This is a genomic window from Nitrospira sp. T9 (assembly GCF_052156535.1).
Taxonomy (GTDB): Bacteria; Nitrospirota; Nitrospiria; order Nitrospirales; family UBA8639; genus Nitrospira_E.
On record NZ_JBQKUP010000039.1, the window covers coordinates 134,784 to 156,721 of the forward strand.

Here is a 21,938-nt window from a genome sequence, read left to right on the forward strand (position 1 = left end):
AAATTTTGTCTTTTTGTTTAGGTGATGACGAATTAGGCGAATGAGTCGGAGGAAATTAGGAATGGAGCACCTGATTGCGGGTATTCGTGTATATCTTAAAGATTTTAATTTTAAAGATAATTTTAAAGGGATTGCCAGCAATGTGAGAGGGGATGTGTTGGCGGGGATCACGGTAGCCATGGTGGTGCTCCCCATGGCACTGGCCTTTGGCGTGGCTTCCGGGCTGGGAGCGATTGCGGGCATGTGGTCGGCAGTGGCCGCCGGCCTTATTGCGGGTCCCTTAAGTGGCTCAGCGTGGTCGGTGGGTGGGCCCACGGGGCCGCTAACGATCCAAATCCTTTCCATGACCCAAACCAATCAATTGGCCAATGGGAGTCCCGATCTGGTTTTCGTGTTTACCACCGTTGCCTTAGCTGGCTTTCTTTTAATTGTGATGGGCCTGTTGAAGCTCGGGCAATTTATCAAGTTTACTCCCTATTCAGTTATTTCGGGATTTATGACGGGTTTGGGTGTGTTGTACATGCTGTTGCAACTCAACCCATTTTTGGGACTTCCCGGCGTCAAAAGTATTACTTCAGCCATCACGGAATTACCCTCCAGTTTAGCCCATGCGTCGCCTGTGGCAGTGGGAGTCGGGGTGTTGACCTTACTCATCGTCGTGTATTGGCCGAAAATTTCTCCAGTGACCTGGCTGCCAGGTCCATTAATCGGATTATTGGCCGGCACGGTAACTACGGTTGCCCTCGGGTTAGACATTCCGAAAATAGAAGATATTCCCACGGGCTTACCTGACCTGTACCTTCCCGATCTTACGCTTCTGGAAAAAGCCTTTGTCCCGGCTGCGGCTTTGGCCGGATTATGTGTATTCGATAGTCTCCTGACCTGTCTCATCGTTGATAATATGACCGGCACTCATCACAACAGCGACCGAGAATTGGTGGCCCAAGGATCAGCTAATCTCTTTTCGGGGTTGGTTGGAGGGTTGAGTGGAGCCACCAATACGATGCCGTGTGTCGTGAATATCCAGAGCGGAGCCCGAACCCGGTTGGCTTCGGTAACGATGGGACTGGTCCTGCTTTCCTTCATTCTCGGTCTGGGTTCCCTTGCCGCATCCATTCCTCTTTCCGCTTTGGCGGGGATTCTTCTCAAGGCGGGGTATGACATTCTGGATATGCGGGTGCTGCCGGTGGTTCGGAGATTGCCCAACTCTGATTTGATGGTATTTGGTCTGGTGGTTTTCATGACGGTGTTTTGGAATCTCCTGTCTGCCATGGCGATGGGACTTGCAGTGGCGTTTTTCCGTTTTGTAAAAGACCAGTCTGATCGCTATAAAGCCGATCTCAGTCAGCGGGATGAAGATGTAAAACAGGAAGAAGAAGACCTCATTTTTTCCTTCGCCAGGGATTATGCCAGAAAAATAAGCCAGAATGGGGCCAATATAGGAGAGCTGAGCGGTCGTTTTGAGCATATCGTTCGAGACCGGATTATCATCGTCCGTCCTCACGGTCCATTATTTTTCGGTGCGATCGATTGGCTGAACGAGACGGTGGAACATCTTGACAGCAAAGATGTGCTCATCATTCGTTGCAAATGGTTGGATGAATTGGATTTGTCGGGTGCTTATGCGTTAGGCGATTTAATTGAAGCTGCCAACAGTCGCGGGGTGGCAGTGTTAACTGCCGGCATGTCCCCTCGAACCCGACAAATTCTTGCCGATTTAAATGAGCTTTCCAGACTGAAGAAAGACTATATCTGCACACATTTTAATGAGGCTTTAGATACCGCTATGCAGATCGTGGAAAAGAAGGCCGTGGAGGTTAGGCTACAAACCCACAAAGAACCGGTATTGACGGGAGGGTAGCATGGTCATTTTGCTCGCTTGCGAGTCATGGGAGTGATGGCCTTGAATGGCATTATTGAGGAGCATCATTTGGGGGAAGCGTTTTAAGAGGCTCTCCCGTTTACGGCCCTCCTTATAGTGTTTTTTCGGTTGTGGTGGTGATCCAGGAGCAACAACTTTTTGGAGACTTTATCCAATAAGTTCTGTCTAGGGATGGTGGGCACCAAATCGGCATGTTTATGGCCAAGGGCCTTCTTTCCGCGATCAGCGGCAACATATTTGTCGCCACGATCTATATAGAACAGGTGCTGCGGGCATTTCATCAGGGAGTGATTTCCCGTGATCAATTTGATCTTTTGGCGGTCGCTATTAACACGGGGACACTATTCCTAGTGTGGCCACTCCAAATGGGCAGACGGCCTTTCTTTTTCTGTTGACGTACGCTCTCGCCCCACTTATTCGCCTTTCGTATGGCCGGATGGTGTGGATAGCTCTTCCCTATACGGTCACCATGATCCTCGGGGGACTCCTGGCTGTGTATGGGTTGTTGCAACCAGTAATGGAAACGTACTATGCACAAGGGGTCTTGACGCATCATGTGGCGGCTGTAGCAGCACCCCATTCAGCTCAAGGGATTTCCGCATCTATGGCTGGTTCAATCTTTTAAAAGTAAGTCTTGGGTGCGTCTACCTCTTACCTCTTCCTCATGCGTGCAGGCTCCCCGATTTTCACAATGCAAGATGGCCGGCCATGTATTTCCGCCTGTGATCACAGACTCCCCTAATCTGACCAGGGAATCTTTCTCCGTGAGTTGGGAGCGGACCACCGGGTCAACCTGTTCAAGCAATAGACTTTAAGTAGAGGAATGATCTTAGGTTGGAGACCTCCCATAATGAGATTAGACCAGCTATTGGGGTATAGTGGCCTGAGGATCAGGCTGTGTCAGGCCTGTTAGCCAAAGATTTGATGGGATTGTAAGAGAATTTCGGAGAATTCGCTATGTCTCTCAATAAATTATTTTTAAATCTTCCGATTGCCAGAAAGCTACTTTTAGTCTCCGGAGTCCCGGTTTTGGCCGTCTTGATTTTGAGCCTGGTGACCTATAGAAGCGTTCAGACTTTTTCTCTGGATGAAGATCGCCTGAATGATGTGTATCTGGTACAAAGCGCGTCGGCTGAATATATGCGCTTGGTTGTGGATCTCGAAACCGGATTTCGCGGGTTTATTCTGACTCAAAAGACTCCCTTTTTGCAGCCCTATTTGGCAGCCAGGCAACGAGTGTTGTTACTCGGGAATTCATTGAGACAGATGGTCAAGTCTGTTGAGGATCAGCGACAGGTAATCGAAACTGTTCAAGGAATGGTCGAACAATTGATGAATGACAAAGACCGGCTGATTGAACGGGTCAAGGCGGGTTTTCCGCAGGAGGCCACGGACTATGTCGAGAGTGAAAAAGGGCGTATCCTCATGCTTGCCATTCGTGAAGAAATGGCTCGATTTGATCGGCGAGAAGTCACGCAATTGCAACACGCCCTTGGGAGTAGTGCCGCAGACCGGGCGGCCCTGATGGGGGTGGTCGTGTGGGGAGGGTCGTTGGCGTTGATTTTGTTGCTGGTGCCTCTTCATCTCATTGCGCGGTCCATTACAGGACCATTAACGACCTTGGTCAAGGCAGTGGAAAATGTTTCCGGAGGGAATATTCCGAATATTCCAGTTTTCCAACGAGACGATGAAATTGGCGAATTGACGAAAGTCATGCAGACAATGGGAACCCAAATCCGGAATCATATCCGGCGTATTGAACAATCCGAACAGGAACTCCGAACGCTGAACCAGGATTTAACTTCTTCTGAGGCCAAATATCGAGGGATTGTGGATTATGCGCCCATCGGAATATTCACCGCAAAAAAAGATCATCTGATTTTTAGCAACCGGCAGAATTGGGTCCTGGCTGGGAGGAATCCCGATGAGGTGTTGGATCCTGAACATATGTGGGAAGCGATTCATCCGGACGATCGGGAGGGGGTGCGGGAAACTTTTCAAGATGCCTGCCACCAAAGTGAGCCATTTGAGCGGGTCCTTCGCTTCTTGCATCCAGACGGAGCTGTGCGCAAGGTCTTATGTCGCGCGGTTCCAATTCAAGATCACGGTGGGCAGACCATGGTATACCAGGGGTTCAATGTGGATATCACGGCTTTAGAGTATATGCGTGCACAATTAAACCGGTCTGACCGCTTGGCCACATTGGGACAAATGGCTGCAGGCATTGCCCATGAGATTCGAAACCCGCTGGTGGGTATTGGGTCAACCACGACGTTGCTGATGGAAGATTTTCCTGATGGTGACTCTCGGCATGAAGATCTCGTAACCATTCTCAAGGAAACCCGACGACTGGATCGCATTGTGAATCAAATTGTTGACTTTGCGCGACCAAGAGACTTGCTCCCGGTAACCTTTCAATTGCAAGATCTGATACAGGAGTCTTTGCAGGTCCTCAATGAACCCATCAAACAAAAGGCCATTCAGATCGATTTTCATCCGCCTGCCAAACTGAATTCCATCCAAGCTGATCGAGATCAACTGAAGCAAGTGTTGCTAAATGTGATCCAAAATGCCGTTGAGGCGATGTCGGAGGGCGGATGTCTTCGTCTGTCCGTTGAGGAGGAAACCATTGAACGAATACCGGGACTGCGTATTAAAGTCCAAGATAATGGAAAGGGAATCAGTCCAAGTGCTCTCCCTCGGATTTTCGAGCCGTTTTTTACCACCGGCAAGCATCGTGGAACTGGACTGGGACTGCCGATTTGTCGAAATATTATTGAAGCCCATGGAGGAGAGATCCATGCGGAAAGTCAGTCAGGTATTGGGACCACCATGACATGGTGGCTGCCTTGCGTTTGCCAACCCCAACTTCCCACGGTGTAACCCATGCGCGCGAACATTTTTGTGACGGATGATGATGATGTGGTTCGGCAAGCCATCAGCCGACGGATCGCAAAACGACACCATCATGTGCGAAGCTTTGCTTCGGGAGAGGCCTTATTGGAAGCCCTTGATCATGATGCGCCAGATCTCATTCTATTAGATTTGAAAATGGCCGGGTTAAGCGGACTGGAGACTCTCAAGCATATTCGTGCGAAATCTCAACAGTCCCTGGTCATTCTCCTCACAGCCTATGGCACGGTGGAAGATGCAGTGGAAGCCATCAAACTCGGGGCCTATGATTTTCTGATTAAAAGCGTCGATTTCTCCAGTGTGGAACCTGTGATCGATCGTGCGCTTGACTATCTGTCCCTACGGCGCCGTATCGATTTTGAAACGCAGGATAGGCCTGGTCGATATGCCTTCAACAGTTTGATTGCCAATAGTCCCAGTATGAAGGAATTGGTTGGCCAAATTCAGGAAATGGCGAAGAATTTGAAAACGACGGTTCTCCTGTTTGGAGAAACGGGAACGGGGAAAGAATTTGTCGCTCGAGTCCTTCATCATAACGGGCCTCGGGACAAAGGTCCCTTTGTGGGGGTGAATTGCACAGCCATTCCTCAGGAATTATTTGAAAGTGAATTATTTGGCTATGAGCGTGGGGCCTTCACGGGTGCGAACCAGCGTAAACCCGGTCTATGTGAGCAGGCGGAAGGCGGGACGCTTTTTTTAGATGAGATTGGAGACCTCAATCCCTCCATGCAGGCGAAATTGCTTCGAGTGTTACAGGAGCGTTCGTTTAAACGGTTGGGTGGACAAGAGGATATTGAGGTGGATTTTCGCCTGATTGCGGCCACCAATCGGGATCTGCGCAAAGATGTGGCGCAAGGCAGGTTCCGGGAGGACTTGTTTTTTCGGCTGAATGTGGTGTCATTGAATCTCCCACCATTACGGAATCGGATAGAAGATATTATCCCTCTGGCACTTGCGACGTTGATTCGACAAAGCAGTGACCTTGGCAAAGAGGTTTCGGCTATTGAGCCGGAGGCCCAACGACTGTTGGAGCGCTATCCCTATCCGGGAAATATTCGTGAACTGGAAAATATTATGGAGCGTGCGGCTATTTTTTGTCGTGGAAAAAGTTTGACGGAAGGGGATTTGCCTCGTGAAGTCCATGAAGAGGCCCGTTCCTCAGTAAATGCGGTCACTCGAGGGGATCAAAAGGTGGTGCGCATGGAAATGATTCTCGGAGAGCAATCCCTTGCTGGCATTGAAAGCGATTTGATTGAAGAAGTCATGCGGTTATCTGATTATAATAAAAGTCTCGCTGCCAAATATCTTGGCATTACTCGCTTCGCTTTGGACCGCCGGCTCAAAAAAATCCCGGAGTTTTGATCTTATCTGTTGGTGCCTGAAATAATCCCCCAAATGAAGGTGTTTATATGTTCGTCTCCTCAGAACAAGGGAACAAATTGATGCCTTGAGGTGACCAGGGGGAATTGTCCGGTCCTTATTGGATTTTTTTTCGACTTTTTACAAGAACAACGATACCAATGATTCCAATCAACAGAGCCAAGATTCCCAGTGTTCCCAAGCCTCCCATCTTGCTATCCTCCTCCTCCGATTGTATGGCTTCAGTGGTTATTTCTCTTCCGGTGTGTTGTAGGGGCAAAAGCCTGTGAACCGACCGATTTTTTCCTAACCAGCTGGAAAGGATTCCAGCCGGGCGGTTCAATCTTTCCTGTTTTCATCGAAATCGTCAAGATGCCGTATCAAATGGGAATGCTGAAAGCTTCAGGGATGGAGCATGATAATCTGGTTTTCTTTTACCTCGCATGGTAGGCCGTGATTATGAGGATGAGCACGCAAGTCGGTTGGAAACTCATCGACTCAAGGCTTACCTTCTTGTGGCTCCAAATATATTTGTTGATCTGAGGGCTGAGGTGGAATAGCGTTGTAGGCAGAACAACTCGCTGTTAGAATTGTATGCTCATGAAATCCGTAATCACTCATGCTTGCTGACGTTGTCCTGCCGGCCAGACGGTTCCAGGTTTTTACCTATCAAGTTCCTCCCCATCTGCTTTCCCTGTTGTATGTGGGAAGTCCCGTGGTGGTCCCTTTAGGCTCTACTGTCGTCTCTGGAGTGGTCGTTACGCTCTTTGAAGCACCAAACCCTTATTCCCAGCAGACGAAGCTCCATCAAAAATCGTTACGTGCCATTCTTTCGTTGGAGGCAGATGCCGGGAACCGTCCTTTGGAGCACAACCTTCTTCAGCTGGTAGAAAAAATCTCTGATTATTATCTGGCTCCTCTCGCCGCATGCTTGCGGTTAATTGTCCCCCCACATTCGATACCAGTAGGAAGGCGAATATCCTTAACGGACGACGGCCGCCAGGCCTTACTGGATCGCTCGCTGGCATCTGACGTCCAGTTGATGCTTCGCAAGTTAGAACAGGCTTCCAGGGGATTACTCCGATCGTCTCTTATGCGAACGATAAAAAATGGTTCAGATATATTAACTCGTGCGAAAAAGAAGGGATGGATTATTGAACAGACGACCCTGCCTTCAGGGTCCAAGGCTCAAAGTCCGGTTCGTGGAATCAGAGTTGGACGAAACTCCATGCATTCAGTTTCCCGAGGGCTATTTGATTCTCCTGAAGAATCAGGTGAACTCCCGGAATCTCTTCAACGTTCGGCGTCCAGTTTTAAAGACAACCGGAAATGGAAACAGTTGTTCTCTGCCGTCCAAGCCGGCGGTTTTCAGGAGGTGCCTGTGGTGGGATCGGAATTGGTTCGACAGGATCTGTTGTTCACGATAATTGAGACCATTCTGAATAAAGACCGTCGCGTCCTCATCCTTGCTCCAGAAGTTCAACAAGCCGAAATCCTTGGCGAACAGATACGACGTGTTGGCAATATTCAGGTTGAGGTCTATCATGGCCATCTCTCGAAAATAGTTCGTGCTGCTCGATGGGAAAGAATTCGACAGGGCGACGTGCAGGTCGTGGTGGGGACTCGATCAGCACTATTTCTGCCAGTTCCAAATTTGGGGCTCGTTTGGATCAATCAGGAGGAGGATCCGTCCTACAAAGATGAGCATCTTCCGTATTTTCACGCCCGGGAAGTCGCGCGAATGCGTGGAGAATGTGACCAGGCTCTCGTCGTGTATGGTTCGAGGTCGCCTTCCTTGGAACTCTACGGACGATATACAGAGCAGGTCGGTGAGGCATTGGAACGCTCCTCACAGCAGATTCCCCATGTGAATATGGTTGATTTACGGACCTTACCGTATGAGACCATCATGTCCCCGGCTTTAATCACCAGGATCACGCGGTCCTTAGACGAAGGGGAGCAAGTCATTTTACTTCTCAATCGTAAAGGGTTTTCCGGTGCGCTGGTGTGCCGGGATTGTGGAAAGGCTCCGAGCTGTCCCACCTGTGGAGTGGCCTTGAAACTCTATCAGCGACCTTCCCGTTTGGTGTGCACCTACTGTGAGGGAATTCAACCAACCCCTGAAACCTGCCCCACGTGTCAGGGCAGGGTGTTTCGATTTTCCGGCATGGGAACGCAGCGACTGGAAGAAGAGGTGAGGCGACTTTTTCCGGCGGTTCCGGTTGCTCGGTTCGATCGGGAGAATGTAAAAACCCCCGACGCGGCTGATAGGATGTTACGCCAATTCCGGCAGAGGGATATTGGGGTAATGATCGGGACGGAATTTTTAGTTCATCAATCAGATCCACCTACGGCGCCGGTCATTGGGTTTCCCCAAGCTGATTTTGGGCTCCATATTCCTGAATTCCGGTCAGCCGAACGAACCTTTCAGATGTTGTCGAAGGCTCTCAGTTTGGCCCGGAAGGGACAGGAGCCCGGAGAGGTAATTCTCCAAACCCGGATTCCTGATCATCATGTACTCACAGCCATTACGCACCAGTGTCCTCGAATGTTTTATGACCAGGAGCTGGAGTTGCGTGATCTCTTAGGGTATCCCCCGGCTACCCACCTAATATTATTGGTTGTGACGGGGGAGCAGGCGTCACGCGTGCAAAAAGTCGTGGACTTTCTCCATCAACGATTGAAGGATTTTGAAGGGAAAAGACCTCCAGGTGCAGCGGGAAAAGGGGGCATGGGAACCCCAATGGTTCTGGGTCCGATGGCATCTAAGAAACCAGGACGGATCAAGAAAAATCGTGTAATCTTTTTGATGAAAACGGCTGATTTATTGGAAGCACAGCGAGGCCTTCAAAGCCTTCAGCGGGAGTATGAAGCAGAATTTCCCAAAGATCCTGTCGTCGTTGAATTTAATGTGGACCCTATGGATATTCAATAGGAGGGGTTTGGCCTTATAAGGGATTAGCCTGATCGCCTTCTTGACTGTTTCTTCTGGTTTTTTGTTTTGGGAAGGGTGGTTGAAGGGGAGGTCGAGGTGTTCTTCTCTCGAGTGCGTTTGAAAATGCCATAGGCAAAGGTCATCCAGAACACGCCGGAAAACAGGCCAAACAGCACGGCGGTGAAAATCCGTTCCAATTCTTCTAACGGAGGTTCGGGTCCCAGCTTTTGAAGATCGGCCATTTGCATGATGGGCCACGCCAAACTTTCCACTCCTAAAAGGAGTGTGGAAATTGCCCAGATAGTTCCAATAGAGGGACTTTTCCAGGCCAAAAGGAGGGCTAATCCGATGGCCAGAGCCATCCCCATAGGTACCGATAAGGCTCCCACTAATAACCAGAGTCCCACCGTCACGGTGAGGCTACCCAACACAGCGTTCAGTTGATGCCACACCTGATCATTCATCTTGAATCGTCCTGAAAAGTCCTGTCAACGTTGCCCACCATATCATAGACTCTCGTTGCCCAGCATCCTGTATGGTTTTGGTGACTGACCAACCGTGCGGGAATTCGATCTAGCGACCAATATCACTCAAAGGTTCGGTGGTGAGGGTATAGGCACCGCGAGGGTTACGTGCCAAAAGGTTTGACTGAGGGAGGTCATCAGATTTTGGTGTGGGTTCACAATCCGGCGTGAGGACGATTCCCCAATGTGCATTTTCTTCACAAGTGTTTTCGAGGATAAGGGCCTTGGCGAGGTGAAAGAGAAGAATGCCGCTTAGCATATTTTCCCGACAGATGTTTTTAATCATATCGGGTCGAGTGCCCTCGTCCCGTGCGGCCATTCCAAAATGATGATTTCCAAAACATGTATTTTCGCGGAGATACGGTTGAGCTCCGGCAAACGAAAAAATACCGGACTCCCGATTATGAGAGATCTCGTTGTCGAGCAAGGTCGGGCGGCAATCCGGTCCATAAATAACGACTCCGGATAAAAGCCCTTCTGTAGCCCTACAGTGAGATATGGTGCACACCGAATCTAAAATATTCAGGGCGGAATGTTGGTCGCTACCCACATACCGAAACGTGATGCCACTGATCCGTCCGCCGGAAACTCGTTGAAGATAGCAAGGACCGCTCCGCCGGTTGAATATTGTGACCTGGTCCCGACCGGCGCCGACCAGATGGATGGTTCGCTCAGTCATTACCAACCGATCTTCATAAACCCCCGGTCGAATGAATATTTGATCATCTTGTTGCGCGTGAGCGAGAGCTTCGCTGGGTAGGGTGAAGCAACCCGGGCGCTCCACATCTACAATTAACGTTTTTCCCCCGAAAGGATTGGGTGGCGGTTCGTGAAGAGGTGATTGTTCAGTGGACAAGGCCATCTCCTATTTCAAAATTGTTCCGTCAAACTGGGGCCATGAAATCTACGGTGTAAATGTATTGAACGTCCTCAAACAGACCAATACAAACCGAAGGGTGAACCATACAGAAAACTCTTAGATTGGCATTTCATTATCTAAAATCCAAAGGAAAAATGCCTGTATTTTTGCCATTTCCAATTCTGGTATTGAAATTGCTTTGGTTTTTCACTTGTACAAAAAATAAATTCTAAAGTCTTTTTTGTCCAAAGGTATTTTTAATGTTCGAAGAATTATTCTGCATGAGGAGAGAAGTTTGATTCCCCTCAGTAATTTCAACTGCTTTTGTCAGAAAAGTCTGACTCCCCCTCAGTAATTTCAACTGTTTTCCCCCAGGAAAGCGAGATTTTTTATGCGACGGTATGAGAGGAGTAGTATGTCCACGTTCTTTTTGTTCCTAGTGCTGAGCACGATGTCGTTTATAACAGATTTACCTGGAGCTCAGGCACAGGAAACCGATATCTTTCAACATCCTAATACTGAGCAGGCAGGGATTAAGAAATCATTAGAGCAGCAAATTGGGGCTGGCCGGGGAAATATCAATACTCCCGATTCCTCGCTATACATCATTAACCGGGATCCGTTCCGCTCCATTCGTCGTGGCCGAAATCTCTTTCAACGAAAGTTCACCATATCTCAAGGGATGGGCCCACGCAATGGTGACGGGTTTGGAGATATTAGCGCTGATAACTCGCTGGGTGCAGGTTTAGCCGATAGTTGTGCGGCCTGCCATGGACGTCCTCGTAGCTCGGCGGGGTTTGGTGGAGACGTGTTTACCCGTCCTGATAGCCGGGATGCCCCGCATTTATTCGGATTAGGAATTATCGAAATGCTTGCCGATGAAATTACCCAGGATCTTCGACAAACCAGAGATCAGGCCATTGCCAGAGCCAAGGGTGGACGAAGTTCGGTGGAGGTCTCATTGAAGAGTAAAGGTATTTCCTATGGAAAAATTCGAGTCAATCCTGACGGTTCGGTGGATCCATTACGATTAGAAGGCGTCGATGCGGATCTTCGGGTACGGCCATTTTTTCATCACGGGGGCACGATTTCCATCAGAGAATTCGTTGTGGGGGCATTAAATGGGGAAATGGGTATGGAAGCTTTTGATCCTGATCTAGCAAAGGCTGCTGGCGGTGAGAAAGTGGTGACGCCATCGGGAATGGTATTAAATGGAGAGACCGATACTATCGAAGCTCCTCCGGCTTCCAGTGAAAGTGATGATCCAGATCGAGATGGGGTCGCTAATGAAATTCCTGTGAGTGTGGTGGACCATCTTGAGTTTTATTTGTTGAATTATTTTAAACCCGCCATTGGGCGCCAGACGTATGATACCGAAAAAGGTGAAAAGGTTTTCCAGGACATTCAATGTACCGGCTGTCATATCCAAAATTTGGTCATTGAGAGAGATCGGCGGGTGGCTGATGTGGAAACTTCGTTTAACGAACAGAAAGGGATATTTAATGACCTGTTCGCCGTGGCGACTCCTCTGTTCCAAGAAATCCCGGCATCGGGTTCGCCTTCGGTGAAAAAGGCAAAGGGACAGCGCTTTGTCGTCAAGAATATCTATGCGGATTTCAAACGCCATGACTTGGGCTCAACCTATTGGGAACGCAACTTTGATGGCACGTTGACCAAGGAATTTATGACCGAACCACTCTGGGGAGTGGGTACGACCGCTCCTTACGGGCATGACGGGCGGAGTATCGATCTATGGTCGGTCATCATGCGGCATGGCGGTGAAGCGAAGGAAGCGCGAGATCGGTTTGCCCGGTTACCGGATGTAAAGCAAGGGCAGGTAATCGATTTTCTACAGACCTTGGTCTTGTTTCCGCCGGACGATACGGCTTCCAATTTGAATCCGGGGGATCCCCAGGCCCCGAATTTCCCCCAGTACGGCCATGGGAATATTGCCTTGCCTTCATTATTCAACAATCCCAGGGATTTGGAATAAGCGGTTTTTTTTGCTCTTATCTGGCCAATAGTCTCAAGCCCGTGAGTTAAAAGCTCACGGGCTTGAACCCTCCCTCGCTATTGGGGATTTTCCCCATGGCCCTTTTCATTTTTGTGCGGTGGAACATCAAGCAGGAAGAACAAACCACATGGTTTTCAATTTCCTTGCTTCTCACTCCATTTGCTTTTCGCCTCATCCCTCATTGTTACGCGTTCCAAAGCAATGTTGAAGGTCTATTTTGATTTGTATCGGTCGGCAACAAACACAAGCGGTATGGGGTTGGAATCGGGAGAAGGCTTTGCTTGCCGATAAGAATGTCCTGAGGTATGGCAGGTGAGCGCGTTAATTGTTCTCAAATGCTTGACGGGTTGCGAAGACCTCCCCTGGATGGATCAGGAGCAGGCAATCGCCATCAACCGGATCCTTGTGAAATAGCGCAAAGGTGAGGCAGAGCTGAGGGGTGGGTTCGGGAGGAAATTGTAACAAGATAGGAACATCCACCAGCGAAGTTGGTGTTTTCAGGATGGCCAACCTGAGGCGGACAGCCACCAGTGTATCGCGTAGACGGGTTTGAATAAGTTCTTCGGTATAATCCGATGAAGGAGTGATGTATTGATCCCAGAGCGGGTTGGTCATGCCTACGCAAAAATCCAGCCCCACGCTTTGTGCGATTGGTGTGACATCTTTAAGTATTCCGGATTCAATGGCTTCTTTTCGAGACCGGATCGGGAGTGATTCAAATTCAGCAGGAATATCCCCGGAATTGAGTGAAAGACCTGATTGGGACGGTTCAGAAAAACCTGAAGGCAAAAGATCGGAACTTTCCGGAGACTGGGTGTGTTCTTCTTCTGAAGGATTAAGATCGTTCAAGGGGGTCTTCCCTAATGCTTGAAGAAGACCTTCATAGACGGCTTTGGCAGAATCCGTCCACGAATCATTCATCGGCAATCCCCGAAAGGCCGCCTCAGAAGCTTTTTTCTCATCATGGGTTAAAACACGTTGAACTTTCATATTCTCAAAGATAAGGCAAATCCCCTGGAAGTCAAGACTCAAATTTTTCGGTCAATCCAAAATGCCGGGAAATGGAGAAAAAAGGAAATAGAAAACCGGTACATGAGAATTCCTAGACGGTGTTACCGCCCCGTTTATTTACAGGGAACCTGTGAGGTGGTTGATGTCTCAGATAGAGGCTGTTTACCGGAATGTCGCCTCCAAATCACGATCTAAAGTCAGGACGATGATGCGTTCTTCGATCCGGGTATCGATATCCGTAAATAGGGCAGTTGTTTCCGCACCAGTGATCTCCAGGATTTCACGACACAGTTGCTCTCTTCCTTGGGAGATGAGATTTTGGCGCATCTGTTTGACCATTCCAATGCCTTCTTCACTCTTAGCCAGTTGGCGTTCGGCTGGCGTAAGAACGCCTTTGAGCCGAATGAGGATGGTGTCGCGTAGAAGGCTGGCTCGAACATCGGTGGGTCCGCGGCCCATGAATTCCTGTTCAAATTTAATGATGGCATTTCGGATCGCCGATTCCATTTCACCTCGTGTGAAGAGGGGTTTCATAGAGAAATGCTTTCCGGCAAGACGCACCTTGCCCATTCACTATCGATCGATCACAATCCCGTAGGAAAGAATGTCAGGAGCTTGAGGAACAACCTGTCCCCCTGATATAAGCGTATTGTTCATGTGAGGTCAAGAAGACAATGGACTTCTCCTCGAATGCCTGAGGAGGGTGGTAACTGTGCTGGTTTTGACCTTGATCGTAGAACGGGTTTGTCGGATCGCCTGCATCATTCACCATGTGATTGAGGTACGCGATAGCATAAGCCAACCGAGTGATCTCCTGAAGCTAAAAGGAGGAGACGCCCATCGGTTGGCTTTTTTATTGTAAATAGAGTGTATGCACGCTGCTAAATTAACTTAAATCTAATGAGTTGGGTGCATGGGCTTGTCAGGCTTTCCCCTCTGCCATTTCACCCTGATTCCCGTTATTTTAAACAGGAAGAGCGCAAATGATTCCTTTAAACCTTAATTCGACGCTACAAGATGTCCGTGCTGTTAAAAAGTGGAAATGGGGCAATGAACAGGCTTGAGCAAGATCGTTCAACGGTGACGAATTGGAAATGGCTTCGAGAAATCGTTAATGAGGCCTGTCAGCCCATCGGGCCATATTGGCCGATGAAAACCTTTGCTTATTACAATCCCATTCGGGACCTCGAGCATCTACCATTTGCTCGTGCGATCGAAGAAGCCAATCAGTTGCTGGGGGCAAGGGGATTTCTGCCTGTTGAAGAGTATCGCCAATTCTTTTATCAAGGTCGGATTACTCTGCCGGCTCTTGAACGGGCACTTCGTCGGGTAGGGCCCTCATTACCTTCACGGGATACCATTCGAGTTGGAGCACGCACCATTCATGTCTACGATGTCTGGCGCATTCATGCCGCATATGGGATTGAAATCTTACCTGCTGTGCTAATGACGTGGGCTCTGGAATTAGAGGGCCTGCCCACACGATTTCGATCCAATCTTCCGGAGGATTCTCGATCCTCCATTATTGACCGAACGATTCGGGAGTGCGAAAAGTGCCGCCATGATCCGGAATCCGCCTATCTGCATAACCTCTGGAAAAGTTCGTTGGCAGCGTGCCAGTTGTCTGACCCTGTATCGGGTCTGCCTTCTTTTCATGCATCTGATCCAAGTCGGAGCGCTAATGCGTCAGAACGTGAGATTGCACTTGTTCCGGTTGATTTACCTATAGACAGGACGCTGGGTGATTGGCTGGATAGTGAGACGGGTAGCGTGCTGGTTGAGACCATCAATACCCACATGATCAAATGGATTGGGGCATTTGTCGACGAAGGTGTTGCGGGATGGGGTATGCCTTCAAGAGACAAGGGGTTTTATGCTGCATGGAGAGAATTAGCTGAAGGGGATCTCTCAGGCAGATTCCTCGGGATTCCAGATCTTCGAAAAAAATTCGGCGAACTGTCCGAAGCACCGGAAGAAATGTTGTGCAAACATCTGGAAGATCTCAAAATTCCAAAGGAACGCTGGCAAAACTATCTCTCACGGCATCTGGCTCAATTGCCAGGTTGGGCAGGATTTATCCGATGGCGTAGTGAGCACACTGGGTATCCTCCCCAACAACACTATCCCATTGATCCACTGCAATATCTGGCCGTCCGCCTTTTTTATGAATCTGGAATGGTAGAGGGACTTTGTCAACGGGAATGGGGAATCATGGGGACGTTACCTGCACTCCTCGCTTATTGGAACGAACAACGTAAGCGTGGACAGGCGTTGAGCCTTCCTCCTTCTCATGTCACCGACCCTAATAATCATGCGGTGTGTCATCAAGCATGGCGACTTTTTCACTTGGCTCAGTTTTTGGAATTGACCCCAATTGAGGTCCATGACTTGTCCTACAGCGACATGTCAACATTACTGGAGTGGCTGGACCTCTTCCCCCAATCTGAACATGGACCGGTATGGCTTGAAGCGTATGAGGACGTTTATCGGGAGTATTTGCTGAGAAACATCAGCGGACATCAAGGGGTAACACCCGTTAACCATGAGCGGCCGCGGGCACAAGGGATTTTTTGTATCGATGCTCGCTCGGAGTCGTTTCGGCGTCATCTTGAAGCTCAGGGGGCGTATGAAACATTTGGGTATGCGGGATTTTTTGGCGTGCCCATGAGTCATGTGGCATTTGATAGCCACGACCACTTGGCTTTGTGTCCGATTTTGTTGACACCAAATGCGGAAGTGAACGAAGTGCCGCGAGTCGGGCAGAATGATCGGGTGAAGGACTACCTCTCGGGAACGAGGTGGCATCAACTCAGTCATCATCTCTTCCATGATTTGAAACACAATCCATTTGCTTCTTTTATGTTAATTGATGTGCTAGGGATGTTTTTTAGCGTCGGGTTGGCAGGAAAAACGCTGTTTCGAACATCCTTCGATGCTGTCAAGCAGCGGTTGCAGCAGTGGTTGGGGGGCACCGTTGCCACGCAAATTCCCGTTGAGGCTTCACGTGGAAACGAGCAGGGACATCCACGATTGGGAGCACTGGCACTAGGTTTCACCCCATTGGAGCAAGCGGCCTTTGTGGAGGGGGGATTGCGAGTGATCGGGCTCACGAAAAACTTTGGCCGGTTTGTGATGATCTGCGGTCACGGTAGCCAGTCCGAAAACAACCCTTATTATGCGGCGCTGGATTGTGGCGCATGTGGAGGCAGTCATGGTGACCCGAATGCTCGTGTCTTTGCAGCCATGGCCAATAATCCAGAGGTTCGGAAAATTCTGAACGATCATGGTCTGGTCATCCCAGAGGACACCTGGTTTCTTCCCGCCAAGCACAACACGACCACAGATCGAGTGACAATGTATGACCTGGTCGATGTTCCTGCTACCCATGTAGAGGATTTAGCACTGTTGGTGAGGGACTTGGAGCAGGCTGGCACGTATCAGGCATTGGAACGATGCCAGCGCATTCCAGGGGCTCCCACCGCGGTGTCTCCCCGTGACGCGTTCAAGCATGTCAGGCAGCGGAGCATGGATTGGGCTAATTCGCGTCCTGAATGGGGATTGTCAGGGAATGCCGCATTTTTGATTGGAAGGCGGGCACTTACCAAAGATCTGGATTTGGACGGGAGAGTCTTTTTGCATTCTTACGACCCTGCTCCGGATTTTGATGGGAGTCTTCTTGAAAAAATCATGACCGCACCACTCATCGTGGGCGAATTGATTAACTTAACGTATTACTTTTCGTCGGTGGATCCTTGGGCCTACGGGGGTGGGAGCAAGGTCATTCACAATATGGTTGCCGGAGTCGGTGTGATGTTAGGGAGCCAGAGTGACCTGCAAAAAGGCCTTCCCCTCCAATCGGTAAACGATGGGGCGCGGCATTATCATGAACCCATGCGCTTACTGGCCATCATTGAGGCGCCGCCGGATCGAATACGGTCTATCATTCAGAAGCACGTGTTGCTTCAGCATGTTTTCCATAATCAATGGATGCACGTCGTCGCGTTTGATCCGGACTCCAAAATCTTTTCACGGTATCTCTCTGACTTAACCTGGGAACCGGTCACGATGAACATATGATTTCATGATACGAATGAACGACTTTTTGACTTCCGCCGTGCTTTGAATTCCTGATCGAATCTCCTATCATCTCCCACGTGGGATGAGTATTTCTTAGGGCTTTCGGTTCCATCCACAGGATTAAGGAGCCCTTAGTAGGTTGGTAAACGACTCCAGTTGAACCTATCTCTTTGATTCGGAGTTGTGGATGGAAGAGGGTGCCTGGTATAAGGTCGGAGGCTTGCAGATTGTTCAAAAGGATGAGGCCTCTTTTTTTATTTGGCGCAGGCTGAGTCGGGAGAGTGGGAACATCCGGTTTGCCGAAACATCATTCATCTTGGCAGTAGGGTTCCCAGCATTTGGTTAGTTCCGATAGGCTGGAGACAGTACAAGCCAACCAGGTTTTTTGAACACTTCATTCGAAAAACATTTGGTTGGCTTTTTTTATACTTTATCGGGTTCGTTGATTCGTGACGTTCAGGTTTTGATTTAAAGATAATATAAGATGAAATCTTCCTTCCCCAAACAGTTTATCGCGAACACCTTGGCCTTATTTTGTGGCTGGCTTGTGTTATCAGGGAAGTATGACAATTTTCATCTCGTTCTCGGATTCACGGCCTCGTGTGGAGTCGCCTGGTTAAATACGGGGTTTCCTCATTCTCCCTTTCAGCAATTCCCATGGGGCCGGCTGGTGCTGTACGGCCCGTGGCTTTTTTTACGGATTGTGGAGAGTAGTCTGCATTTGACGAAACTCATTCTAAATCCCTCGTTACCCATTAAGCCCAGACTTATCACCTATCGATCTCAATTAAAACATCGGGGCGCGATCGTTGTGCTTGGGAATTCTGTGACCCTCACGCCAGGCACCATTACCGTGGAAATTAACGACAATACTTTCCTCGTGCATGCCATAGATGAGGCAGCAGGGAATGATCTCACCACCGGCCGGATGGAGCGCAAAATTGCCCGGGTCTTTCAGGAAGACACGAATTTGTGATGATTGATTTTTTTCTATTTTTATTAATAACGTTGTCATTTCTGATCCTCGTGTATTTATACCGGGTGATCCAGGGTCCCACGGTGTTTGATCGGGTATTAGGATTGGCGGGAATATCGACCAAAGCCATCATTCTTGGCGTCGTCATGGGAACAGTCTATGACCGTGTGGAGATGTTTGTGGACATCTCCACGGGGTATGCGCTTCTGAACCTGGTGGGAGCGTTTGCCATTGCCAAGTTTCTTGAGCAACGAGGAGCACCCTAAATGGGCGTTATTGCCATCGGGTTAATTCTGGCGGGGGTATTTTTCCTGGTGGTGGCCGCCATTGGCACAATACGCCTTCCTGATGTGTTTTCGCGATCCCATGCGGTCTCCCTGACTGATTCCTTAGGCGCAATTTGTGTTCTCGCGGGCCTAGCTTTGTACCAGGGTTTCGGCATCAATATGTTGAAGATTCTGGTCGTCCTGGTCTTGCTCATCCTGTTGAATCCGGTCATTGCTCATGCCACGATTCGAGCGGCCTATCGGTCTGGCCTCAAACCTCAGACGGAGGAAGACCAATGATGTATTCCGTGAATATTGCCTTGCTGTTACTTTTGGTCCTGACCGCGGCCAGCGCCACATTTTTGGTTAAGGAATTGATGAGTTCAGTGTTTATCCTCGGGTCGTATAGTTTCTTTTTGTCCCTGGTTTGGGCTTGGTTAGGCGCGGTGGATGTGGCATTTGTCGAAGCCGTTATTGGCGCCGGGTTGGGTACCGTGTTATTCCTTATCACGTTGTTTGATACCGCTCCCAAGGATAGCCGCCTTCGTCGTCCCCCTCCTCCTCTAGCGGGAGTCCTCGGACTGCCCTTGCTGGGCCTGCTGTTGTTATTAGCGGCGAATGATCTTCCTCAGTTTGGCGACCCTACCTCTCCGCCCAACGTGCACATTTCTCCTGTGTACTTACAGAGTAGCTATGCGGACACGCTCACGCCGAATGTGGTCACCTCGGTGCTGATGGACTATCGGGCATTTGATACGTTGATAGAAACCGTGGTGATATTTACGGCCGGCATTGCCTGTGCCTTGTTATTACGGGAGCCAGGCTCATGAAACAGATCCACGACAGCATCATTGTTCAGACCATGAGTCGCTTGCTTATCCCTCTGGCCCAGTTGTTTGCGTTGTACGTCTTGTTCTTCGGCCAGTACGGTCCTGGAGGAGGATTTGTAGCCGGCGTCATTTGGACCACCAGTATGATCCTGACTTTTTTGGTGTTCGGACTGAAATCACCCCAGGGACGTTTGGTGGAAAAGGTCTTGCATGGCGATGGGATCGGACTGATTATTTTTGTGGGAGTAGGTGGCTTATGCCTCATCGGAGGTGGGGAATTTCTGAACTATGCCAATTTGGAGATTCCGGGTTTGGATGCTCCCGCCCGTCGGTATACGGGGATTTTGCTGGCACAAATCGGCGTGGCCGTGGATGTTGCGGTGACAGGGATTTCTATCGTTCTCAGCTTGGCCTATCACGATACCGAGCAGGAATATGATGTTTGAGATGATCGGGGGGTGGCTGCAGCGCCCCAACTACATTGCCTTTGTCCTGCTGTTTCTGTGGGGCATCTATATTATGGTGACCCGATACAATCTGGTGAAAAAACTCATCGGGATGTATCTCATGCAAACGAGTGTGATCTTTTTCCTCGTCACCACCAGTGCCAAAAAAGGCGCGACGGTGCCCATTTTGCTCTCCACGACCGAGATCGTTCAACCGGAAGTCTATGCGAATCCCCTCCCTCATGTGCTGACATTGACGGCGATTGTGGTGGGTGTTGCCACCCTGGGAGTCTCGTTGGCGCTGGCCGATGCCATATATAAAAAATACGGCAGCCTGGATGAAGAAGAAATTCTCAAAAGGCTGGAATGACGCGACACCTTCCTGTAATTCTTTTCCTCTTACCTCTCGGTTTGGCCATTTGTTTACCATTAATCGGGATCAAGCATCGGGAGTGGTGTCGGCTGTTATCGATTGGTGTGCTGGCTGCGATGGTTCCGGTCTCCTTCGCTAATCTGGTAGGAGTTCTTCAAAACGGGACCATTCATTATGACTTTGGGGGATGGGCAGCTCCGGTCGGGATTGAGTGGGTGGCGGACGGTTTGGCCAGCGTCATGACCGTGGCTTTGAGTCTGGTTGGGTTGGTGTGTATCACCTTCCTCAGTTCAGTCTTGTTTCCTTACCTTGGAAGCCGGATTGTCCCGTTTTATACCCTGGTCTTATTATTGATGGCCAGCCTGATCGGTATGGTGTTTGCCGGGGATCTCTTCAATCTTTTCGTGTTCTTAGAAGTATCCGCCCTGTGTGCGTATGCCTTGGTCGGGTTGGCCGGCGGGAAGGCGCTGGTTGCCGGATTCCGGTATTTAATTTTAGGGACCTTCGGAGCCTCTTTGTATCTTCTGGGAGTGGGGTATTTATACGCCGAGACGGGTACGCTCAATATGGCAGATCTGGCTCAGCGGGTGCCCTCTCTGGTGACATCCAAGGCCCTTGCCGTTGGTGTGTTATTCATGTTCATTGGGCTGGGCATCAAGATGGCATTGGTACCGCTCCACGGGTGGTTGCCGGATGCGTATACGTATGCGCCAGATAGAGTGTCACCAATGCTGGCATCTTTAGTGACGAAGGTCGCGCTGTATGGATGGATTCGCATTATGTTTTGGGTCCTTGGAGCCCAGGCGGTGGTCTACCAGATCCCTATCCTGTTTTTAGTGGGAGTATTGGGCGCTCTTGCAGCCCTGGTTGGCGCATTCCTGGCTCTGTCCCAAGTAGAAATCAAACGCATGTTTGCCTATGGAGGGCTTTCGCATATCGGATTGATTCTGGTGGGGATTAGTCTCGGAAATCAAACGGGTTTTGTCGGAGGAGTGTTCTACCTCTTGAATGATGCCGTGATGCAAGCGGGATTGTTTTTTTGGGCGGGGGCAATTATTCATCTGTACGGGGTTCGCACTATTGAGGATCTTGGGCGACTGCAGGGCGGAGCGGGATGGATGTCGGTGGCTCTGGTCGTCATAGCCCTGTCGATGATCGGGATTCCTCCAACCGGGGGATTTTTTGGAAAATGGTATATCATTCTTGGCGCGGTGGAAGCGCAAAATTACCTTGCCATTGTCGCGGTGCTGATTGCGACTCTGTTGACTCTGGCCTATTTCGTGAAATTATTTGAACGGGTATTTCGGGACCGCTCCGCCCAGCAGCCTCCTCTCATGCGTGAGATTCCGTTGGCGGTGAAAATTGGTCTCGGCGCCACGTCCGCGGCAGTCATTGTTTTGGGACTGATGAGCGATCATATTGTCAGCTTTCTCCTCAAGAATGCGGTTCCACCAGGGCTTTAGCAGGATCGGG

Annotated in this window: 18 protein-coding genes and 1 pseudogene; 15 read left to right on the top strand and 4 right to left on the bottom strand. The window is 49.7% G+C overall.

Translation table 11 applies throughout. From position 1 onward, the window contains the following. The first annotated feature begins 61 nt into the window (after positions 1 to 61). The 5 genes and pseudogenes from ACTRXD_RS16565 (at position 62) to priA (ending at position 9,089) form a co-directional block, all read left to right on the top strand. A complete protein-coding gene (locus tag ACTRXD_RS16565) occupies positions 62 to 1,861 on the top strand; it encodes a SulP family inorganic anion transporter (protein ID WP_442432895.1) in 1,800 nt (599 codons plus the stop codon). Between the two features lie 6 nt (positions 1,862 to 1,867). Further along, positions 1,868 to 2,507 (top strand): annotated as a pseudogene (locus tag ACTRXD_RS16570) (sodium/proton antiporter); the annotation flags it as partial. Between the two features lie 332 nt (positions 2,508 to 2,839). After that, positions 2,840 to 4,765 carry an ATP-binding protein gene (locus ACTRXD_RS16575; protein ID WP_442432896.1) on the top strand — a complete coding sequence of 642 codons (1,926 nt, stop codon included), beginning with the start codon at positions 2,840 to 2,842 and terminating at the stop codon, positions 4,763 to 4,765. Positions 4,766 to 4,768: 3 nt separating this feature from the next. Beyond that, entirely contained in the window at positions 4,769 to 6,157 is a 1,389-nt protein-coding gene (locus ACTRXD_RS16580) for a sigma-54-dependent transcriptional regulator (protein ID WP_442432897.1), read from the top strand. Between the two features lie 616 nt (positions 6,158 to 6,773). After that, a complete protein-coding gene (priA, locus tag ACTRXD_RS16585) occupies positions 6,774 to 9,089 on the top strand; it encodes a replication restart helicase PriA (protein WP_442432898.1) in 2,316 nt (771 codons plus the stop codon). A 23-nt stretch (positions 9,090 to 9,112) separates the two neighbouring features. On the opposite strand, the gene ACTRXD_RS16590 is transcribed toward priA, so the two are convergent. Both ACTRXD_RS16590 and ACTRXD_RS16595 read right to left on the bottom strand, forming a co-directional pair. Then, a complete protein-coding gene (locus ACTRXD_RS16590) occupies positions 9,113 to 9,553 on the bottom strand; it encodes a hypothetical protein (protein ID WP_442432899.1) in 441 nt (146 codons plus the stop codon). Between the two features lie 109 nt (positions 9,554 to 9,662). Next, positions 9,663 to 10,469 carry a right-handed parallel beta-helix repeat-containing protein gene (locus ACTRXD_RS16595; protein WP_442432900.1) on the bottom strand — a complete coding sequence of 269 codons (807 nt, stop codon included), beginning with the start codon at positions 10,467 to 10,469 and terminating at the stop codon, positions 9,663 to 9,665. A gap of 418 nt (positions 10,470 to 10,887) precedes the next feature. On the opposite strand from ACTRXD_RS16595, the gene ACTRXD_RS16600 reads away from it, so the two are divergent. After that, positions 10,888 to 12,465: a di-heme oxidoredictase family protein gene (locus ACTRXD_RS16600; protein ID WP_442432901.1), complete on the top strand. Its 1,578-nt coding sequence runs from the start codon at positions 10,888 to 10,890 to the stop codon at positions 12,463 to 12,465. A 342-nt stretch (positions 12,466 to 12,807) separates the two neighbouring features. Here the strand turns inward: ACTRXD_RS16600 and ACTRXD_RS16605 are convergent, their stop codons facing one another. Continuing rightward, positions 12,808 to 13,476 carry a hypothetical protein gene (locus tag ACTRXD_RS16605; protein WP_442432902.1) on the bottom strand — a complete coding sequence of 223 codons (669 nt, stop codon included), beginning with the start codon at positions 13,474 to 13,476 and terminating at the stop codon, positions 12,808 to 12,810. Between the two features lie 183 nt (positions 13,477 to 13,659). Next, complete coding sequence (locus ACTRXD_RS16610) at positions 13,660 to 14,031, bottom strand: DUF2294 domain-containing protein (RefSeq protein ID WP_442432903.1); 372 nt, start codon at positions 14,029 to 14,031, stop codon at positions 13,660 to 13,662. Between the two features lie 178 nt (positions 14,032 to 14,209). Here ACTRXD_RS16610 and ACTRXD_RS16615 point away from each other — a divergent pair, with 178 nt between their 5' ends. The 9 genes from ACTRXD_RS16615 to ACTRXD_RS16655 all read left to right on the top strand — a co-directional run bounded on the left by ACTRXD_RS16615 (position 14,210) and on the right by ACTRXD_RS16655 (position 21,928). After that, entirely contained in the window at positions 14,210 to 14,359 is a 150-nt protein-coding gene (locus tag ACTRXD_RS16615; RefSeq protein ID WP_442432904.1) for a hypothetical protein, read from the top strand. A gap of 188 nt (positions 14,360 to 14,547) precedes the next feature. Further along, on the top strand, positions 14,548 to 17,574 hold the full coding sequence (locus tag ACTRXD_RS16620; RefSeq protein ID WP_442432905.1) for a DUF2309 domain-containing protein: 3,027 nt from the start codon (positions 14,548 to 14,550) through the stop codon (positions 17,572 to 17,574). 484 nt (positions 17,575 to 18,058) lie between these two features. Then, positions 18,059 to 18,550, top strand: a complete 492-nt coding sequence (locus tag ACTRXD_RS16625; RefSeq protein WP_442432906.1) for a Na+/H+ antiporter subunit E — start codon at positions 18,059 to 18,061, stop codon at positions 18,548 to 18,550. Further along, on the top strand, positions 18,550 to 18,816 hold the full coding sequence (locus ACTRXD_RS16630) for a monovalent cation/H+ antiporter complex subunit F (RefSeq protein ID WP_442432907.1): 267 nt from the start codon (positions 18,550 to 18,552) through the stop codon (positions 18,814 to 18,816). Before ACTRXD_RS16625 ends, ACTRXD_RS16630 begins: the two co-directional genes overlap by 1 nt. Beyond that, positions 18,817 to 19,116, top strand: a complete 300-nt coding sequence (mnhG, locus tag ACTRXD_RS16635) for a monovalent cation/H(+) antiporter subunit G (protein ID WP_442432908.1) — start codon at positions 18,817 to 18,819, stop codon at positions 19,114 to 19,116. Beyond that, positions 19,113 to 19,646, top strand: a complete 534-nt coding sequence (locus ACTRXD_RS16640) for a DUF4040 domain-containing protein (protein WP_442432909.1) — start codon at positions 19,113 to 19,115, stop codon at positions 19,644 to 19,646. The genes mnhG and ACTRXD_RS16640 overlap by 4 nt, the downstream gene beginning before the upstream one ends. Next, positions 19,643 to 20,092, top strand: coding sequence for an MnhB domain-containing protein (locus tag ACTRXD_RS16645; protein WP_312645979.1), 450 nt, complete (start codon positions 19,643 to 19,645; stop codon positions 20,090 to 20,092). Before ACTRXD_RS16640 ends, ACTRXD_RS16645 begins: the two co-directional genes overlap by 4 nt. Continuing rightward, entirely contained in the window at positions 20,082 to 20,462 is a 381-nt protein-coding gene (locus ACTRXD_RS16650; protein WP_312743574.1) for a cation:proton antiporter subunit C, read from the top strand. Before ACTRXD_RS16645 ends, ACTRXD_RS16650 begins: the two co-directional genes overlap by 11 nt. Next, a complete protein-coding gene (locus tag ACTRXD_RS16655; protein WP_442432910.1) occupies positions 20,459 to 21,928 on the top strand; it encodes a complex I subunit 5 family protein in 1,470 nt (489 codons plus the stop codon). The genes ACTRXD_RS16650 and ACTRXD_RS16655 overlap by 4 nt, the downstream gene beginning before the upstream one ends. Positions 21,929 to 21,938: the final 10 nt, after the last annotated feature.